17 protein-coding genes, 1 pseudogene and 1 riboswitch are annotated in these 16182 nt (G+C 45.1%); of the genes and pseudogenes, 5 read left to right on the top strand and 13 right to left on the bottom strand.

From position 1 onward, the window contains the following. Nucleotides 1–38: 38 nt before the first annotated feature. The 3 genes from ACW5MY_RS07600 to ACW5MY_RS07590 form a co-directional block, all read right to left on the bottom strand. Nucleotides 39–1379, bottom strand: a complete 1341-nt coding sequence (locus ACW5MY_RS07600; RefSeq protein ID WP_013352049.1) for a polysaccharide biosynthesis protein — start codon at nt 1377–1379, stop codon at nt 39–41. A 113-nt stretch (nt 1380–1492) separates the two neighbouring features. Then, nucleotides 1493–2116, bottom strand: a complete 624-nt coding sequence (locus ACW5MY_RS07595; protein WP_014470468.1) for a cell wall hydrolase — start codon at nt 2114–2116, stop codon at nt 1493–1495. 273 nt (nt 2117–2389) lie between these two features. Then, on the bottom strand, nt 2390–2584 hold the full coding sequence (locus tag ACW5MY_RS07590; RefSeq protein ID WP_013352047.1) for a hypothetical protein: 195 nt from the start codon (nt 2582–2584) through the stop codon (nt 2390–2392). 163 nt (nt 2585–2747) lie between these two features. Between ACW5MY_RS07590 and ACW5MY_RS07585 the strand changes: the two genes are divergently transcribed. Next, nucleotides 2748–2933, top strand: coding sequence for a YkvS family protein (locus ACW5MY_RS07585; protein WP_013352046.1), 186 nt, complete (start codon nt 2748–2750; stop codon nt 2931–2933). 73 nt (nt 2934–3006) lie between these two features. On the opposite strand, the gene ACW5MY_RS07580 is transcribed toward ACW5MY_RS07585, so the two are convergent. The 7 genes and pseudogenes from ACW5MY_RS07580 to ACW5MY_RS07550 form a co-directional block, all read right to left on the bottom strand. Beyond that, nucleotides 3007–3282, bottom strand: a complete 276-nt coding sequence (locus ACW5MY_RS07580; RefSeq protein WP_013352045.1) for a DUF3219 family protein — start codon at nt 3280–3282, stop codon at nt 3007–3009. 307 nt (nt 3283–3589) lie between these two features. Continuing rightward, the gene (queF, locus tag ACW5MY_RS07575; protein ID WP_003154673.1) at nt 3590–4084 is read right to left on the bottom strand and encodes a preQ(1) synthase; all 495 of its coding nucleotides are present in this window, start codon (nt 4082–4084) and stop codon (nt 3590–3592) included. 18 nt (nt 4085–4102) lie between these two features. Next, nucleotides 4103–4834, bottom strand: coding sequence for a 7-carboxy-7-deazaguanine synthase QueE (gene queE, locus ACW5MY_RS07570; RefSeq protein ID WP_013352044.1), 732 nt, complete (start codon nt 4832–4834; stop codon nt 4103–4105). After that, nucleotides 4827–5267: a 6-carboxytetrahydropterin synthase QueD gene (gene queD / locus ACW5MY_RS07565; RefSeq protein ID WP_013352043.1), complete on the bottom strand. Its 441-nt coding sequence runs from the start codon at nt 5265–5267 to the stop codon at nt 4827–4829. The genes queE and queD overlap by 8 nt, the downstream gene beginning before the upstream one ends. Beyond that, the gene (gene queC / locus ACW5MY_RS07560; RefSeq protein WP_003154679.1) at nt 5268–5927 is read right to left on the bottom strand and encodes a 7-cyano-7-deazaguanine synthase QueC; all 660 of its coding nucleotides are present in this window, start codon (nt 5925–5927) and stop codon (nt 5268–5270) included. 97 nt (nt 5928–6024) lie between these two features. Continuing rightward, nucleotides 6025–6069, bottom strand: a riboswitch (PreQ1 riboswitch). A gap of 109 nt (nt 6070–6178) precedes the next feature. Continuing rightward, nucleotides 6179–7301 (bottom strand): annotated as a pseudogene (locus ACW5MY_RS07555) (hypothetical protein). Between the two features lie 98 nt (nt 7302–7399). Next, nucleotides 7400–8437, bottom strand: a complete 1038-nt coding sequence (locus ACW5MY_RS07550; RefSeq protein ID WP_013352041.1) for a YkvI family membrane protein — start codon at nt 8435–8437, stop codon at nt 7400–7402. A gap of 397 nt (nt 8438–8834) precedes the next feature. Here ACW5MY_RS07550 and clpE point away from each other — a divergent pair, with 397 nt between their 5' ends. From clpE to motB, 3 genes are all read left to right on the top strand, one after another. Then, nucleotides 8835–10931: an ATP-dependent protease ATP-binding subunit ClpE gene (clpE, locus tag ACW5MY_RS07545; RefSeq protein WP_013352040.1), complete on the top strand. Its 2097-nt coding sequence runs from the start codon at nt 8835–8837 to the stop codon at nt 10929–10931. 166 nt (nt 10932–11097) lie between these two features. Beyond that, nucleotides 11098–11913, top strand: a complete 816-nt coding sequence (gene motA / locus ACW5MY_RS07540; protein ID WP_013352039.1) for a flagellar motor stator protein MotA — start codon at nt 11098–11100, stop codon at nt 11911–11913. After that, nucleotides 11885–12694 carry a flagellar motor protein MotB gene (gene motB, locus ACW5MY_RS07535; protein ID WP_327861319.1) on the top strand — a complete coding sequence of 270 codons (810 nt, stop codon included), beginning with the start codon at nt 11885–11887 and terminating at the stop codon, nt 12692–12694. The genes motA and motB overlap by 29 nt, the downstream gene beginning before the upstream one ends. A gap of 35 nt (nt 12695–12729) precedes the next feature. On the opposite strand, the gene ACW5MY_RS07530 is transcribed toward motB, so the two are convergent. Beyond that, a complete protein-coding gene (locus ACW5MY_RS07530; RefSeq protein WP_013352037.1) occupies nt 12730–13176 on the bottom strand; it encodes a MarR family winged helix-turn-helix transcriptional regulator in 447 nt (148 codons plus the stop codon). 217 nt (nt 13177–13393) lie between these two features. On the opposite strand from ACW5MY_RS07530, the gene ACW5MY_RS07525 reads away from it, so the two are divergent. Further along, nucleotides 13394–14893 (top strand): ATP-binding protein, encoded by a 1500-nt coding sequence (locus ACW5MY_RS07525; protein ID WP_013352036.1) that lies wholly within the window; start codon nt 13394–13396, stop codon nt 14891–14893. A gap of 208 nt (nt 14894–15101) precedes the next feature. Here ACW5MY_RS07525 and ACW5MY_RS07520 read toward each other — a convergent pair whose 3' ends face one another. Together ACW5MY_RS07520 and ACW5MY_RS07515 are read right to left on the bottom strand one after the other, a co-directional pair. Beyond that, entirely contained in the window at nt 15102–15362 is a 261-nt protein-coding gene (locus ACW5MY_RS07520; RefSeq protein ID WP_013352035.1) for an aspartyl-phosphate phosphatase Spo0E family protein, read from the bottom strand. Nucleotides 15363–15643: 281 nt separating this feature from the next. Continuing rightward, a complete protein-coding gene (locus ACW5MY_RS07515; protein ID WP_013352034.1) occupies nt 15644–16180 on the bottom strand; it encodes a 1,2-dihydroxy-3-keto-5-methylthiopentene dioxygenase in 537 nt (178 codons plus the stop codon). Nucleotides 16181–16182 lie beyond the last annotated feature (2 nt).

Below are 16182 nucleotides of genomic sequence, written 5' to 3'. Positions count from 1 at the left end.
TGCGTTTCGGATAGCTTGCCCTTCCTTATCGAAATGTATCAGCCTTCAATCCGGGGCGCTGTTCTTCCGCCTCCCGTCAGAAACACGGAGACACCGAGGTCTTTGCAGATTGTCGCGTAATGTAAACTTGTCAGAAGAATCATGCCGGTATTCATGCCGAGTATAATGCCGAGCATTTGCAATTCCGGCATAGAACCGAGCACATACATCATCGAAAGCGCCACGATATGGCTCCATACATTATGATAAAACGCCGTCTTTACATGGCCGATGCCGATCAGACAGGCCTGAAGCGGCATCACGAACAGATGAAAAAGAAAATACGGCCACAAAAGCTGCAAATAATACTGCGCTTCCGGAGACTGAAAAAACAAATGGGTCAGCGGGGCCGCGAACTGAAACATAATCCAGACAGCCGGAATGCCGTAGCCGAATGTAATAAAAATCGATTGTCTCAGGCGTTTCAGTACAATATCATATTGAGACAGCGCGTACGCTTCTGAAATGCTCGGAATCATAACAACCATCAGCGAATGAGCGATAAATGCGGGAAACGAACCGATCGTCACCGCTACACCGGCAAGCATGCCGTATTGATCAATCGCAGCGGTCCCGGCTGCCCCCGACGCCAGCAGCGCTCCTTTTACTAAGAAGGGTTCAATGGCGTTTGTCACCGCGTGAAAAATACGAAGTCCCGTTGTCGGAATGGATACGGCCAGAAGGCGTTTCCTCACATCCTTGCCGCGCAGGTGAATATGCTGATGGCCGGAAAGCGTCCTCCGCGCTAAAATAAACTGCGTATACAAGTAAACGAACACCACGACATCGCTTGCGACCAGCACAAATAATGAAATGAGCACGGCCATATCAATTTCAAACGAGTACCATTGAAAAAAGATAAACAGACAAAGCACTTGAATGATTTTTTTCAATACATTCGCAACCGCGATTTTCCCCATTTGCTGCACACCCATAAAATAGCCTCTGGCGATGGATGTAAAAGCGACGACGGGGATCAGTCCGATGACAATCCCTTTGATAAAAGGGTGATACGTATCGAATACAGGAATGAACGGCAGCGCGATGCTTGCGGCCGCGGTTGAAAACGCGGTAAATACGGCGGTCATTCTGAAGGCATGCCGCAGCATGCTTTCATGCAGCTTCTGATTGGATTCCGCGATGAATTTTGAAATGGAGATCGGAAGCTCCAGACTGGCGATCACGATAATTAAAAAAATGGTGGGCAGAATGCTCATGTAAAGCCCCATCCCATGCTCGCCAAGCTCCCGCGCCAGTATCATATTCACGACAAATTCCAGACATTCAGCGAAAAAGGCGGCAATGGATAAAAGAATGATCCCTTTCACAAATCGATTCATGGTGTCTCTCCTTGTCTCTCGTTCTTCCATCATCATATGAGACAAGTTCTGAAAATATTTTCGATTTCTTAAAATTGAAAAAAGCATAGCCGGGATATTTGATCCCGCTATGCTTACATAGCAAATACGTGTCTGCCGATCCGTTCGATAATTTTTCGGGAACGGATCCAGTTGTCAGACGCCGTTTTCGGATTGTAGAAAAACAATGCGCTCGTTTCTCTGCCCGGATGGTCAAGCGCCTCATTTGCGGCGGCAATGGAATCCTTATCCGGCTTTTGATTAATGCTTCCGTTTGCTACCGGCTCAAATGCATTCCTTTGATAGATCACACCCCGAATGGTATCCGGGAAGCCGTTCTTTTCAGTCCGGTTCAGCACTACGCTGGCTACCGCAACCTTCCCTTTATAAGACTCACCTTTCGCTTCCGCGTGAACGAGACGTGACAGAAGTTCTCTGTCAGCACGGGAATACGTCTTTTTCGGGGGCTGATAAGCCGTCTCCTCCGGTTTGGCTTTCTTCTCCAGATGAGATGACAGCTTTATCGGATGGATAGAATGCTTCTGATCAGTTTTTGAAAGCTTCGGAACCGAACCTTTTCTATTTAAATCAGCAACCAGTGTGCTGGATTCTTGCTTTGGCTTCTTCGCTAAAGTAAACAGAGCTTCTGTATGTTCAATTTTTGTTGCAGGCATAAAACAAAGAAAAAAGACAGCCAAGGCAGCAAATTTTGTCGTCATACGATTTCCTCCTTAAATACTTCACTACCTTAACAAGAGCTGTACGCAAATTCACGGTTAAAGATTTTCCAGCGCTCCCAATCAGCTTTTATGATGGAAGAAGTTCGTTAACATCCTTGTTATTGGAAGGAAAACGGCCGTCATTCTCACAACATTAACCAAATAGCAGTAAAAGTATCCATCGGAGGGATTTTACATTTTGTTTACATCTGTTACAGCAGGATGAAATGAAACACCGAAATCAAAAAAAGACTCCTCATGTGCGAGGAGCCGTCAGCTTCTTGGCTGTTCTAAATACTGGAAAACAACATCTCCGCCCTGCTGGGCAATACCGCGGAAATGCTTAAAATCTTCCTGCTTCGACAAAACCGCTCGAAATGCAAGAAAATGTTCTTTCTGCACCCTGAATTCTTTGACTTCACCGGTGCGTATTTGGTTGATACGTTCTGATATTTCCTCAGGCAGCAACAAACACACCCCCCTTTTCTCGGCTTTTTCCCGAAAATCAATATACCATCTTTCCCCCGCCGGGACAATGATTGAGCGGGCTGATACCCATATCGCTTTACTTCTTAAAGAAAATACTGCAAAATATTTTCAAACAGGATTTATGATAAAGGAGAGGAAGCTCGTGAAAATTGCTAAGGTTGGAAACGTCATTGAATTTAAAAACGGATTAACCGGTATCGTTGAAAAGGTAAATGAAAACTCCGTCATCGTTGATGTAACCATCATGGATAATTATCGTGATCTTGAATTAGATTCCCTCACTGTCGTCAACCATAAGAATTACAAAATCATCAAAGACTCCTATTAAGCCCCACCAAACCATCCGAACCATTTACATATCCCGTACAAAAGCTGCCGCCCGGCAGCTTTTTCAAATGAATTCAGATCTCAGTCATTTCAACAAAAAAATCTCCGGTCTCGTCTTTATTGTAAAGATTTGTGACGGATGTATAGTAGTTGGTTATTTTGCCGCGGAAATCAAGCCCCCGCTTTGGCACCTTGATTTCAAAAGTTTTTTCATACAAAAGGACGGCAATATCATGATACGTTTCAGAGGTCACCTTCAATATAAATGAGATAACGCGGCCGTTTTTGCCCGCACTTTCTTTACAGTCATACATCTTAAGCCTTACACCGTTCAACTCTAACAGCTCCATGAAAAACACTCCTTCTTTTTACAGGACATGCTATCATTCTGATCATTTATTCACAATTGATCCGCTCCGCATGGAAAAAAACGGCGCAGGCCTTTACAAACGTATGTTCCCTATTTTATGATAAAACAGACGAGCTGCCATCCAGCACCCGTCACGTAATGAAGCGGCGAGTACACTCCCCCCGGGTTTACTCGTCTTTTTTCTTCCCTTCAGACTTTTCCCGTAACGTTTTGCAGACAAAAAAATACCCCCGCCCTAAAAGGCGGGGGTTTTAGGTTACGCCCCGAGTCCGTATCCGTCTCGTAAATTAACGGTTATCAATCGTCTCCGGGTACATATCATGATTCATCATCCGATGTTCGGCCATTTTTTCATATTTTGTTCCCGGTCTGCCGTAGTTTGTATACGGATCAATGGAGATTCCGCCTCTTGGCGTGAATTTGCCCCACACTTCAATGTAACGGGGGTCCATTAATTCGATCAAGTCATTCATGATGATGTTCATGCAGTCCTCGTGGAAATCTCCGTGGTTGCGGAAGCTGAAAAGATACAGCTTTAACGATTTGCTTTCCACCATTTTTTCGTCAGGAATATAGCTGATATAGATGGTTGCAAAGTCCGGCTGTCCCGTTTTCGGGCAAAGCGACGTAAATTCCGGACAGTTGAATTTAACGAAATAATCACGGTTCACATGTTTATTCGGAAATGATTCCAAAACCTCCGGCGCATATTCAAATAAATAGTTTGTCCCTTGATTCCCCAGGAGCGTAACTCCTTCTAATTCTGATTCTTTTCTGGTCATGTAAATTCTCCCTTTCTATTAAACTCCCCGTTTATTGCCCCAGAGCAGTGTGTGCAGCTGAGGCAGGACTCTGACGAGATTCAGATCGGCATCGGCAGAAACCTTATCAACGAGTTTTTCATACTTTCCGAGCAGATGCGCAATTAATGCCTGATCGTCCGTCGTATGGACGTTATCGTTACCGACCTGAAGATAAAACGGGATATTCGGATACCGCTTATGCACGGTTTTCGCGAATTGCAGATCTTCATCATTAAAAATAACGACTTTTAAGCTGACCGCGCTGAGCCTTTCTGCCGCATCAAGCGAAGACACAATATGATCAAGCTTTGCAAAATCGGTTGTCATTCCCGAGCTTGGCGGCTTCGGTGAAATGGTCAGATCGTTAATCATGGTAAACCAATCCTGATAGACCGTTCCCTGCGTTTCTAAAGCGGCGCGCACACCGTGGTCTTTCAACAGCAGAATCAGCGCGTCAAGCTGCTTTAACAGCGCCGGGTTTCCTCCTGAGATGGTGACATGGGAAAAGGCGTCTCCGCCGATTTCTCTCAGCTCGCGGTAAATGTCTTCCGCCGTCATCCAGCGGATATCTTTTTTGGCTGAGCCGTCCCATGTAAAAGCAGAGTCGCACCAGCTGCAGGAGTAGTCGCAGCCAGCCGTGCGGACGAACATGGTTTTCTGGCCGATGACCATGCCCTCCCCCTGTATCGTCGGTCCGAAAATTTCTAATACCGGGATTCCTTTAGCCATTCATATCACCTTTTTTCGGGCGGTATACGCAATAGCTCGTCGGGGTTTCCCTGACAAAAATCTGGACGCAGACCGGCTGATTCTCCAGTGTTTCAAGGTAGGACTGAACCTTATCGTAAATCGTTTTGGCCACGACTTCAGTTGTCGGAAGCGAGTATCTGTCATCATCAGAAAATTCATCATGGTCATTCATCAATGTGTGGTCATAAGCGCCGTGCACCAATTTCTTCAGCACGCTGAAATTCACGAGAAAGCCTGAATCATCCAGTTCATCACCTGCGACGGTAATATTTACGGTATATGTGTGCCCGTGGACTCTGCTGCACGCTCCGGCGCTTTCACGGGGAATAAAGTGCGCGGCTGAAATGTGCATGTCCTTATTCAACTCAAACGAATAAGGATGCTGAACCTGCGGGTAAATTTGAGAAAGCAATTAATTCCGCTCTCCTTTCATTTTCATATATTCATCATATCCTTTATTGCGGAGCAGACATGCCGGGCATTCGCCGCATCCGTCCGCAATGATGCCGTTATAGCAAGTCAGTGTGTTATTCTTTACAAAATCAAGCGCGCCGAGCTCATCAGCAAGCTTCCAAGTTTCCGCTTTGTTCAGCCACATAAGCGGCGTATGAATGACAAACGGCTTTTCCATCGCCAAGTTGACGGTGACATTGCAGGACTTGACAAACTCGTCACGGCAGTCCGGGTAGCCGCTGAAATCAGTCTCGCAAACACCGGTAATGATGTGGCGCGCGCCGATTTGATACGCAAGAATGGAAGCAAACGATAAGAAAACGAGGTTGCGTCCCGGCACAAACGTTGTCGGCAATTCCCCGTCCTTCGCTTCAATTTCGATATCATCCCGTGTCAGCGCGTTTGGCGCAAGCTGATTTAAAAGAGACATATCAAGCAGATGATTTTTGACACCGAGTTTTTCGGCAATCGATTTTGCCACATCAATTTCTTCTTGATGACGCTGATTGTAATGGAATGTAACGGTTTCTACTTCTTCAAAGTTTTGCAAAGCCCATAATAAACAAGTCGTGCTGTCTTGGCCTCCGCTGAACACCACAACCGCTTTTTCTTTTTTCATTTCATTCTCTCCCTTATCTATCATTCCATAAAAAAAGCGCCTTTCTCGGAGAAGGCGCCCTAAAAAACATAAAAAAAACCGTATCCAAGGATACAGCTCGTCCTTAGTTTTTTATAGAGGGTGTAGCTAGAACCTCTCCCGCATAGATACGGATTTTCTTCTTTTTTCACTTTTGCTATCATACCATAATGTTGTTTCCCATGACAATAAAAAAACAGCCTGAAAACCTGTGTCAGGCTGCAAAAGCCGGTTTAAGCCCCGCGCTTCTTCTTCGGAAACGCCATCAGCGCAATACCGATCAGAACAAATAAAGCAGGCCAGAAAACAGAAACCGGAACGATCGGATGATACGTCATCATAAAGCAAAGTGCTGTCAAAGTCAGCACCGCAATCGGGATGAGCAGCGCCTTTTGTTTCCCGCCGAACAGCCACAGCTCAAATAAACCGAATGCCGCCGCCAGCAGGTAAACAGGCCACGTCACACCGGAATAGGACCAATTTGTTGCCGTTTCAAAGACAAACAGGAGCCCCGTAATCAATAAAATTCCGCCCGGTACGAGAAGCCCCGCGTTTTTTACCGGTTTCGGGCCGAAAATCGGAATATGAAAAGCGGCGGCAAGCAAAAGAATGAGAGCGGGCCAGCCGCGTTCGCTGATGACTTCATTTGCATTCGTGAATATGCCGAAAATCCCTATAGCACACAGAACCGCCGCAGAAGCCAAAAGCCCTCTTTGCTTTCTGCCGAACATCCAAGCCTCAAACAGGCCGAACGCTACGGCAAAGAGATAGACAGGCCAGCTCACATTTGCGTATGTCCAATCCGTCAGCGTTTCAAACCATAATAAACCGCCCGTCACAAGCATAATGCCGCCCGGAATGAGAAGGCCCGTTCTTTTTTTCGGCTGCATGAAGGCAGCGGCATGAAACACAAGCGCGGCAGCAATGATCAAAAGCGGCCACAGCCCTGTCATCAGCATACCGGCAAAACATAGAGCGCCCGCCGCTGTCAGGATCAAAGCGGGAATCAATGCCCCTGTCTTTCTCCCGCCGAAATACCACAGCTCAAACAGACCGAGAGCAGGCGCCCAAATATAAACAGGCCACGTCATGGCTGAATACGCCCATCCCGTTGCCGTCTCAAACCAAAATAAGCAGCCCAGCACCAGAAACATACCGCCGGGAACGAGCAGTCCCGCTTGTTCAGGCGCTTTTTTCACAAAAATAAATCCAGCGTGGAACCCTGCGGACATTATAATGAAAAGAAACGGCCACGCCGAACCACCGGATATATGTATAACTCCCGCCTTCTGTAAAAAAAAACGCAATGCCGATACAAATAAAAATAAATCCCAATAACACACGTCGATCTTTCATCTCTTACTCCTCCCCATCATTTCCCAATTCATTATACAGAAATGACAGGAAAAAAGAAGGGGAATTCCCAAAAAATACAGACATTTTCCTTATATCCGTTATTTTTCTCTCGGGATTTTTTTGCAAACCAATGCGCCGATAAAGGCCAGGCTCACATATCCAAACACCGGGTAAACAGTGGAAATCAGCTGTCCGTAGCCGATTTGGCTGACAATAAAAGCAAACACCAAAATGCCGCCGTAAATATATGTACTTTTTATATGAAGAAAACTGTTTAATTGTTTTTCCAATCCGTATAAATTGCCGATGACCGACGTAAACACTTCCCCGAAAATAATAATCAAATAAATGAGATGAAGCGATCGTGAATAGAAATAGACAACTTGAGCCATCGGAATGTCAAACTCCAGTACATCCGGCAGCACCGATAATGATAAGAAACTCGCGGCAAGCACCAGTGTCAAAAGAGCGCCGCCTAAGTAAGCTCCCCTTCTGATCACCTTCTCTGATGACATTTCGTTCGCAAGCGGCACAAGGACAGCTTGGGCGAGCGATAAATTTAACGCGCCGTAAGAGACGGCTGACAAAAGCCAATTCCACTTGTCAGGCCATACCCATTCTTCCGCATTTCTCGTGCTTGTAAATACAAAAGAATCAGCGGCAACGATAAAAGAGAAGGAAATTAAAAGCGGCACAACCAATACATTGACGCCGAACACACCTTTAACACCGCTTGTCATGACGGCAAAACTCAATACGATCGTCAAAAGTATTCCCGCTTGTGCGGGCCAGCCAAGCTGTTCATGAAACAGCGCTCCCGCTCCGGACAGCATGACAGAAGTCACTCCCAGCAATATAAACATCATAAACATGTTAACGGCGCGTCCGATAGACCGGCCGAATAAATACGTGTTCAATTCCTGGTAAGATGCTGCATGAATCCGTTTGGAAATGATCATGATTTTGGCGCCTAAATATATAAACATCAGACCGCTTACCATGATACCGAACAGACCGATCCAGCCAAACCTGAGGAAAAATTCAACGATTTCCCGTCCCGTGGCAAAACCGGCTCCTACAACCGTTCCTACGTATACGAATGCAAGCTGACTTGCAGAACCTTTTGTTTGTCCCATTTCACCCTCCGGCTAAGCGCAAATTTGTCCAGGCCTTTTTATATGCTTATGAGACAAGTCGCCTGAAAAGAAGAACAAATCGTCCTCCCCGGGAAAAAACAGATTCAGCTCTCTTCTAAGCAAAAATATTGAAAGAAAAAAAGCGCCGGCGTATACTCTTCATCAAGAAAGGTCAAAGCATTTCATTTCCTTTCTGATCATATTGGTCAATAATAATCAAACATCACAAATAACACTTAACACGCTGTAAACTTTGATTTTTCGGGGTTTAAAACAAAACACTTGAAAGTCAAAGAAGGTCAGAGTATACTATTAATCAAAGAAGGTCAAAGTTAAGACCTTATTTTCTAATCCATTTGGTCAAAGATGATCAAACATTTCAAGGAGGTTTTGGCAAATGCGTTGTCAACATTGTCAGAAAAACGAGGCGACGATTCGCCTGAACATGCAAGTCAATTCCATTCAAAAACAATTCGTTTTATGTGAAACATGTTATACAGAATTAACCCGAAAACCGTCTATGAGCATGGGACCGCAATCTTTCGGATTCCCGTTTGAGCAAGGTTTCGCTCCGGATCAACATAAACAGCAGGCCGGCCGTAAAAAAGGCCTGCTCGACGAGCTCGCCCAAAACGTCACAAACGGCGCAAAAGCAGGTCTGATTGATCCTGTGATCGGCCGCGATGAAGAAGTGGCGCGCGTCATTGAAATTTTGAACCGCCGGAATAAAAACAATCCGGTGCTTATCGGTGAACCGGGTGTCGGTAAAACGGCTATTGCAGAAGGCTTAGCGCTTAAAATCGCTGAAGGCGATGTGCCGAATAAATTGAAAAACAAAGAGCTTTATCTGCTTGATGTCGCTTCCCTCGTCGCCAATACAGGAATCAGAGGCCAGTTTGAAGAAAGAATGAAACAATTAATGAACGAATTAAAAGAGCGGAAAAACGTCATTTTGTTCATTGATGAGATTCACCTTCTTGTAGGCGCCGGCTCTGCCGAGGGATCAATGGATGCCGGGAACATCCTGAAACCTGCGCTTGCCAGAGGCGAACTGCAGGTCATCGGGGCGACGACATTGAAAGAGTACCGCCAGATTGAAAAAGATGCGGCGCTTGAAAGACGCTTCCAGCCTGTCATGGTTCACGAGCCTTCTATAGAACAAGCCATCAGCATTCTTGAAGGCATTAAAGATAAATATGAGAAATACCACAGCGTCACATTCAGCGATGAAGCGATCAAGGCGTGTGTTACGCTTTCTTCCCGCTACATTCAGGACCGCCACCTGCCGGATAAAGCGATCGACTTGTTAGATGAAGCCGGCTCCAAAGCAAATCTGGAGCTTGATACCGTAAATGAAGAAGAAGCGGCTGAGCGACTCAAAGCAATTGACGCGGAGAAAACAAAAGCGCTTCAGGAAGAAAATTATGAGCTTGCCGCGAAACTGCGTGATGAAGAAGTGGCATTGGAAAAGCAGCTGGCACAAGAATCACCGGTCTCTTCTTCAGAAATCGGGGCGGAGCATATTCAAGCCATCATTGAACAGAAAACAGGCATTCCGGTCGGAAAACTGCAGGCTGATGAACAAGTCAAAATGAAAGAACTTGAAGAACGCCTTCATCAGCGCGTCATCGGTCAGGAAAAAGCCGTGAAAAAAGTGGCGAAAGCGGTAAGACGAAGCCGCGCCGGCTTAAAATCCAAAAACAGACCTGTCGGCTCCTTCCTCTTTGTCGGACCGACCGGGGTCGGAAAAACCGAGTTATCAAAAACACTCGCGGATGAACTTTTCGGCACAAAAGATTCCATCATTCGGCTCGATATGAGTGAATACATGGAAAAACACGCCGTTTCAAAAATTATCGGTTCACCGCCGGGATATGTCGGACACGATGAAGCCGGTCAATTAACGGAAAAAGTACGGCGCAATCCGTACAGCATCGTGCTCCTTGATGAGATTGAAAAAGCGCACCCTGACGTCCAGCATATGTTCCTGCAGATTATGGAGGACGGACGTCTGACAGACAGCCAGGGCAGAACGGTCAGCTTTAAAGATACCGTTTTGATCATGACAAGCAATGCGGGAACCGGCGAAAAACAGACGAAAGTCGGGTTCCAATCTGAAGAAAGCGTTATGGAAGAACAAACGCTGATTGATTCACTGAGCTCGTTCTTTAAACCTGAATTTTTAAACCGGTTTGACAGCATCATTGAATTCCAATCTCTGAAAAAAGAACATCTCGTAAAAATCGTCAGTCTGCTTCTCGCAGAACTTGAAGACACATTAAAAGAGCGCGGCATCAGTCTCTGCGTCACAGACGATGCGAAAGAAAAAATCGCTGAAATCGGCTACCACCCTGCTTTCGGTGCACGCCCGCTCAGAAGAACGATCCAAGAATTGATCGAGGACGAAATGACAGACCTCTTATTGGATGACAATGAAATAAAAGCCTTCCATGTTGTAATGGAAGAGGATGACATCAAAGTCCGTGCACAATAAAAAAAAGCGGTTCCCTGTCGTGGAGCCGCTTTTTTGTTTCTTTTACTCTGCCAAAAGGGCAGAAACTGTGAAGAATTCGGGAACAATTTCTCAATCACTCTAAAGTTCCATGCACTGCCACCGATATTAACCATAGAAAGCTAGTATAAAGGATTTGGTGAAAACTATGGATAAAACATCGATTATCGGTATCATCCTCGCCTTGATTGCTTTAAGCGTGGGCATGGTGCTGAAAGGGGTCAGCTTAAGCGCACTCGCTAACCCGGCAGCTATTCTGATTATTTTGTTCGGTACGATTTCTGCGGTGATCATCGCATTCCCCGGAAAAGAAATCAAAAAAGTGCCTGCCCTTTTTAAAGTGCTGTTCAAAGAAAACAAACAGCTGACCATTGCGCAATTAATTCCTATGTTCTCTCAATGGGCGCAAATCGCAAGACGTGAAGGGCTGCTCGCATTGGAAGCAAGCATCGAAGACGTGGATGACGCGTTTTTGAAAAACGGCCTGAGCATGGCGGTTGACGGACAAAGCGCAGAATTTATCAGAGATATTATGACTGAGGAAGTTGAAGCGATGGAGGACAGACACCAGGCCGGTGCAGCTATCTTTACCCAAGCCGGCACATATGCGCCGACGCTCGGCGTTTTGGGTGCGGTTATCGGCCTCATTGCGGCCCTTTCCAACATGAACAATACCGAGGCGCTCGGACATGCCATCAGTGCGGCGTTTGTCGCCACCCTTCTCGGGATTTTTACCGGATATGTACTATGGCATCCCTTTGCCAACAAACTGAAACGCAAATCAAAACAGGAAGTCAAACTGCGTGAAATCATGATTGAAGGCGTTCTGTCAGTGCTTGAAGGACAGGCCCCGAAAGTGATCGAACAAAAACTTCTCATGTATCTTCCTGCGAATGAACGCGCAAAAGTCATTGAACAAGAAGGAGAGGCAAACAATGGCGAGAAAAAAGAAGAAGAAGCATGATGACGAGCATGTGGATGAGTCTTGGCTGATCCCGTACGCGGACCTTCTCACCCTTCTTTTGGCTCTGTTCATTGTATTGTTCGCCATGAGCTCGGTCGACGCGGCAAAATTCCAAATGCTGTCTAAATCATTTAACGCCGTTTTTACAGGAGGCACGGGTGTCCTTGAATATTCAAGCGTCACCCCTCCCGAAAACGAAAAAGACGGCATTGATCAGTTAAAAAAAGACAAGGACAAGGAAAAAGAAAAAGAAAAAGAAAAAGATAAAGAACAGAAAAAGAAAGAAAGAGAAGCAGCCGACCGCCAAGAGCTTGAAGGTGTGCAAAAGCAAGTCAATCAATTTATAAAAAACAAAAAGCTTGAACATCAGCTGGAAACAAAGCTGACAAAAGAAGGCCTCTTAATTACCATTAAAGACAGTATCTTTTTTGACTCGGGACAGGCAGTTATCCGCCAGGAAGATATCCCGCTTGCAAAGGAAATCTCGAATCTCCTTGTGCTGAATCCGCCAAGGAACATTATCATCAGCGGGCATACCGACAATGTGCCGATTAAAAACTCACAATTTCAATCAAACTGGCATTTAAGCGTCATGCGGGCCGTCAACTTCATGGCTATTCTCACGGAAAACCCTAAACTTGACGCAAAAGTATTCAGCGCCAAAGGGTTCGGCGAGTATAAACCAGCTGCGTCGAACAAAACCGCAGAAGGGCGCAGCAAAAACAGGCGCGTCGAAGTATTGATACAGCCGAGAAACGCCGCCACTGACGAAAATCAGTAATATAAAAAAGGAAGCCTTTCAAAAGGCTTCCTTTTTTATTTCTGATGAAAATGTTTAGCGTTTAATCCCACTCTTTTCAGCATTTCCGTACACAATTCTATCTCTTCATCACTCAGCACACTGATCATTTCTTTAATCTCGTCTGCATGATCAGGGAAAATATCGTCCAAAAGACGGATTCCCTTTTCAGAAATCTGTGCGAAAGTCACTCTTCTGTCAGTCGGTGAAGCTTTTCTGATGAGAAGTTCTTTTTTCTCTAATTTGTCAACAACGTATGTAATACTTCCGCTCGCTAATAAAATTTTGTCGCCGATCTGCTGCAGCGGCTGATTGCCTTTGTGATACAGCAGCTCCAGCACAGCAAATTCCGTCGGGTTCAGGCCGTGCTTATGAATATGTTTATTCATATGGTCGTTAATGGACCGGTACGCCCGCGACAGTACAATAAATAATTTCAATGAGTTTTCTGTTTTATCCGTCATACATTCAATCATCCTTTTGCAAAAGAAACCGTTACAGAGAAACATTAATAAACAAAATGAAAAATGTCAACAAAAATGTTTCCAAAATTTCTCTTCTTTTTGACAAACCTTAATAAAATAATTTGTTTTTATATCATTTTGGTTATTTTTTCTTATTAAAGAAGTATAAACAATGATATAATACCTCTATTCAAGTGTAATGTTGGAGCGATGCAGAGTGAATACATTCAAAGGTGCCCGGGGAAAGATCAAGCTTTATCTCATATTGGTGATCATCCCGGCACTTATTATCAGCTTTTTCATTTATGAAAAAGAAAAACAGAAAATAGCCGATAAACACATACAGGAAGCCAGTATGATGCTCAACCTTCACCGCAACAAGCTCAATTATTTAACCGGTGAAACAAAAGCCCGGATGACAACACTTGCGATCGCTGTCGATAAGCCTGTCAATGAAGAAAAGATAAATGAAATTCTCGATCAGGCTTTTGAGGATGAACCCAGATTCAGCGGACTGTATATGCTGAATGCCAAAGGTGACGTCATCGCAAGCACGACCGATCTGAAATCAAAGGTGAATTTGGCCGACAGACCGTATTTTACGAAGGCAAGAAAGACGAAGAAAACGGTCATCACAAATGACTACCCCAGCAGAATTACAGGCCAGCGCATCTTTACGATCTGCGTGCCCGTGTTAGATGCAAACCGGGAGGTCACCGATTATTTAGTGGCCGCCATACAAGTCGATTATTTGAGAAATATGATCAATATGCTGAGCCCTGACGTTTATGTCAAGGCAACCCATCAGGATAAAGTGATATTTGCCAGCGGACGCGCTGATCAATCAGAAGGCGTGCAGCCGGTCAGCGGCTATCTGGATGATATTAACTGGAATATCAATGTTTTTCCGAAACCGGTTGAGCTGAACGAGCTGACCAAAAGCGTGCTGCTGCCGATGTCCAGTATCGCCGTGCTGCTGAATATTCTGTTCATCCTCGTTCAATATTATCTGCTTAAGCGCAAGACCCAGCTGGAGCGCGCTCAAAACGAGGCGCAGAAATTGGAGCTGATCGGAACGCTTGCCGCAAGCACCGCCCATGAAATCCGCAACCCGCTTACAGGGATCAGCGGCTTCATTCAGCTTTTGCAGAAAAAATATAAAACAGAGGAAGATCAGCTGTATTTCTCAATTATTGAGCAGGAAATTAAACGGATTAATCAGATTGTCAGTGAGTTTTTAGTGCTCGGCAAACCGACCGCGGAACGACTGGAAGTGAACTCGCTGCAGGATATCCTTGATGAGATTATGCCGATTATTTATTCGGAAGGGAACCTTTATAATGTGGAAGTAAATGTGGAGATTCTCGTCAATCGGCCGCTCAAGGTCAATTGCACGAAAGACCATATTAAACAGGTCATCTTAAATGTCGCGAAAAACGCGCTTGAGTCAATGCAGGAAGGCGGCCGGCTGTCCATCTATTTAGAAGCCCGCGACCATAAAGCAGTCATTAAGGTTGCTGACAACGGAATGGGTATTTCTGAAGATATGCTTGAGCACATTTTTCTTCCGTTTGTAACGTCAAAGGAAAAAGGAACCGGTCTCGGCCTTGTCGTGTGTAAACGAATCGTGCTGATGTACGGCGGTTCGATTGACATTCAAAGCGAAGTCGATAAAGGCACAGAGGTCACCATTACCCTCCCTGCCGCTTCACGATGAAAAAACACCCTGTAACAGGGTGTTTTTTAGATAAAGAAGAATATGTGTAAGAGGATATACCGGGGAACGGCATCATAGCCGGCAGATAGATACGAGGCGCTTCGTGAGCTGTGCCGGCGGAAAAACCCGCTGACTGTACGCGGTCATCTTTCGGATGCGACGCTTGATCAGGAAGCGCATTCAGTCTTCGTTATCTGTTTATCATTAATCATTTGTTTGCTTCATATGCAGGCATGATATCACCGCGGGAGAACAAGCCTATTTTCTTCACAAGGCCCTGTATTCCTTGGTGATGTGTGCGTTCACGGTTTATCAGCTGCTGATATGCGTTCATCAGACAGTCCAGTTCCTGGCTGTGCCTGATCGTGTCATACCCTGTAAACCCCTGCCTGTTAGCCGCATCTATCATCATTTTTCTCTTTTCATCAATAGATACAAGCAATTTTTCTTGTTCAGAATAACTGCCCATTCACTTCACCCCTCACCGCTAAAAGAATAGGAAACAAGTTTGATTGGGTTATTGAGCATTATTACAGATTATACTTTATTTGTAAACATTTTTTTACTAAATAACTTAATTTTTCATTTCATATTGGAATCTTTAGCATGATTACGAGAATAATACCCATTCAGGTAATGATATAAACAGAATACGGCATATTTCAACGCACAAAAAACAGAGACAGCTGATTTTATATTATAATAAAAAACCTCTCATGCCGCTGGCTGCATGAGAGGTTCGCAAGTCTATCAGTTTTGCACACTTTCATTTTCGTAAATCGGCACCCAGCCTTCAGTCGTCACGAAGATTCGGATTGCGACGACCCTGCGGTCTTCCTGAAGCGTAAAGTAGTGGCGGATGTTCTCCGGAACCGAAATCAAATCCCCCGGATTTAAACGGACGTCAAAAAAAGTGCCGTCTTTGCCTTGAATGACGAAGATGCCATGCCCGCTGACAATAAAGCGGACTTCATCATCCGTGTGGTGATGTTCTCTTTGGAAATTTTTCAATAATTCATCTAGATTCGGCGTTGAGTCTGATAAAGAAATGACATCCTGAGACTGATAGCCGCGCCGGGCTGAAATATCCTGAATCTCCTTGTCAAATGCCGCGAGAATCCGATCTTTTTCAGCTTCGGTTACATCATATTTCTCCGAAAGCTCAGGCGGAAGTTTTTCAATGTCCCACTGCTCATAGATTACCTCTTGTTCGTCTAAAAAGCGCGCTACTTCTTCCTGATTTTCAATGATCGTATTCTTTTCATCATGAATTCTGATTGTCGCCATTT

The organism is Bacillus sp. Bwzl_19 (genome assembly GCF_054900515.1).
The sequence above is the reverse complement of the archived record's forward strand: the minus strand, read 5'-3'. Positions and strand labels throughout refer to the sequence as shown.

What these genes read in the sequence shown, in the direction of transcription:
- ACW5MY_RS07600 (WP_013352049.1), bottom strand. Translation starts at nt 1,379, where the DNA reads ATGAATCGATTTGTGAAAGGGATCATTCTTTTATCCATTGCCGCCTTT.
- ACW5MY_RS07595 (WP_014470468.1), bottom strand. Translation starts at nt 2,116, where the DNA reads ATGACGACAAAATTTGCTGCCTTGGCTGTCTTTTTTCTTTGTTTTATG.
- ACW5MY_RS07580 (WP_013352045.1), bottom strand. Translation starts at nt 3,282, where the DNA reads ATGGAGCTGTTAGAGTTGAACGGTGTAAGGCTTAAGATGTATGACTGT.
- queF (WP_003154673.1), bottom strand. Translation starts at nt 4,084, where the DNA reads ATGACCAGAAAAGAATCAGAATTAGAAGGAGTTACGCTCCTGGGGAAT.
- queE (WP_013352044.1), bottom strand. Translation starts at nt 4,834, where the DNA reads ATGGCTAAAGGAATCCCGGTATTAGAAATTTTCGGACCGACGATACAG.
- queC (WP_003154679.1), bottom strand. Translation starts at nt 5,927, where the DNA reads ATGAAAAAAGAAAAAGCGGTTGTGGTGTTCAGCGGAGGCCAAGACAGC.
- ACW5MY_RS07550 (WP_013352041.1), bottom strand. Translation starts at nt 8,437, where the DNA reads ATGGGACAAACAAAAGGTTCTGCAAGTCAGCTTGCATTCGTATACGTA.
- clpE (WP_013352040.1), top strand. Translation starts at nt 8,835, where the DNA reads ATGCGTTGTCAACATTGTCAGAAAAACGAGGCGACGATTCGCCTGAAC.
- motA (WP_013352039.1), top strand. Translation starts at nt 11,098, where the DNA reads ATGGATAAAACATCGATTATCGGTATCATCCTCGCCTTGATTGCTTTA.
- motB (WP_327861319.1), top strand. Translation starts at nt 11,885, where the DNA reads ATGGCGAGAAAAAAGAAGAAGAAGCATGATGACGAGCATGTGGATGAG.
- ACW5MY_RS07530 (WP_013352037.1), bottom strand. Translation starts at nt 13,176, where the DNA reads ATGACGGATAAAACAGAAAACTCATTGAAATTATTTATTGTACTGTCG.
- ACW5MY_RS07520 (WP_013352035.1), bottom strand. Translation starts at nt 15,362, where the DNA reads ATGGGCAGTTATTCTGAACAAGAAAAATTGCTTGTATCTATTGATGAA.
- ACW5MY_RS07515 (WP_013352034.1), bottom strand. Translation starts at nt 16,180, where the DNA reads ATGGCGACAATCAGAATTCATGATGAAAAGAATACGATCATTGAAAAT.